The 1,808-nt window shown below is 68.3% G+C and carries 2 protein-coding genes; both read right to left on the bottom strand.

Annotation, left to right across the window (positions count from 1 at the left end):
• Window positions 1-44: 44 nt before the first annotated feature.
• Complete coding sequence (serC, locus tag WAX14_RS07960; RefSeq protein WP_422627549.1) at window positions 45-1,166, bottom strand: phosphoserine transaminase; 1,122 nt, start codon at window positions 1,164-1,166, stop codon at window positions 45-47.
• Between the two features lie 139 nt (window positions 1,167-1,305).
• A partial coding sequence (locus tag WAX14_RS07965; protein WP_422627550.1) for a citrate/2-methylcitrate synthase occupies window positions 1,306-1,808 on the bottom strand: 503 nt, incomplete at its 5' end.

Genomic DNA, 1,808 nt, shown 5'->3' on the forward strand with positions numbered 1-1,808 from the left:
GGCCGGACCCGACGGGTCCGGCCCTTCACCGTGAACGCAAGAAATCAGAGCTGTCCGACAACCCAGTCGACGCACTTGGTGAGCTGGGTGACGTCCTCGGGATCGATCGCCGGGAACATGCCGATGCGCAACTGGTTGCGACCGAGCTTGCGGTACGGCTCGGTATCGACAATCCCGTTGGCGCGCAGGACTTTCGCGACCGCCGCGGCGTCGACCGAGTCGGCGAAATCCACGGTTCCGACGACCTGCGAACGATGGGCCGGATCGGCGACGAAGGGCGTCGCGTAGTCCGATGCCTCGGCCCACTCGTACAGTCGCGACGACGAATCCTTCGTGCGCGCGGTCGTCCAGTCCAGACCACCGTTGCTGTTCATCCACTCGATCTGATCGGCGAACATCAGCAGCGTCGCGAGCGCCGGGGTGTTGTACGTCTGGTCCTTGACCGAGTTGTCGACCGCGATCGGCAACGACAGGAACTCGGGTGTGAACCGGCCCGACTCCTTGATCTCGGCGACACGCTCGAGCGCGGCCGGGCTCATCAGCGCGACCCACAGACCACCGTCGGCGGCGAAGCACTTCTGCGGAGCGAAGTAGTAGGCATCGACGTCGGCGATGTTCACCGGCAGGCCACCGGCACCGGAGGTCGCGTCGATCGCGATGAGTGCCTTCTCCGAACCCGCCGGGCGGGACACCGGCACCGCGACACCGGTCGAGGTCTCGTTGTGCGCCCAGCCGATGAGATCGACATCACTGTCGGCGACGATCTCCGGAGCCGAACCCGGCTCCGCCGACACGACGACGGGCTCGCCGACGAACGGGTTGTTCTTCGCCACCGACGCGAACTTCGAGGAGAACTCGCCGTAGGTGAAGTGCTGCGAACGCTCGCGGATCAGACCGAACGCGGCAGCATCCCAGAACGCGGTCGAGCCGCCGTTGCCGAGGACGACCTCGTAGCCGTCGGGCAGCGAGAACAGGTCGCGCAGGCCGCCGCGCACCCGCGCGACGACGTCCTTGACCGGCTTCTGACGGTGACTGGTACCGAACACCGAGGCGCCGACGTCGACGAGCGCCTGCAACTGTTCGGGGCGAACCTTGGAGGGACCGCAGCCGAAGCGGCCGTCGGCGGGCTTGAGGTCGGCGGGAATGATCGGTGAAGCGTCAGCCATCGGAATGCGTGTCCTAAGCGTCGAGGGACAGGTGCAGAGGTAGTTTAGACCGCTCACGCGACGGGGCCCGACACAGCTTGTGCCCGGCCCCGACACTGCTCCTGCCGGTAGCGCCCACGAAAATGGGCGGTCGATGCGCTCAGCGGTGCGCGATCACGTCCCATCCGTCGACGCTCTCGGGCGATCGTGGATCGGGGCCGGTGTAGATCGCGGCCGGTCGCACCAGCTTGCCCAGACGCTTCTGCTCGAGGATGTGCGCGCACCAGCCCGCGGTCCGCCCGCACGTGAACATCGCGGGCATCATCGCGGCCGGGACCTCCGCGAAGTCCAGGATCACCGCCGCCCAGAACTCCACGTTCGTCTCGATGGCCCGGTCGGGGCGGCGTTCGCGCAGTTCGGCGAGCGCGGCCTGTTCCAGGGCGGCGGCGACCTCGAAGCGGGGGGCGTTCAGGCGCTCGGCGGTGTTGCGCAGCACCCGGGCCCGAGGGTCCTCCGCGCGGTACACGCGGTGACCGAAGCCCATCAGCTTCTCCTTGCGGTCGAGGATGCCCTTGACCAGCGCGCGGGCGTCACCCGTCCGTTCGGTCTCCTCGATCATCGGCAGCACCCGCGCGGGCGCGCCGCCGTGCAGCGGGCCGGACA

This window comes from Rhodococcus sp. (in: high G+C Gram-positive bacteria), assembly GCF_049299235.1.
In the GTDB taxonomy this organism is placed as follows: domain Bacteria; phylum Actinomycetota; class Actinomycetes; order Mycobacteriales; family Mycobacteriaceae; genus Rhodococcus.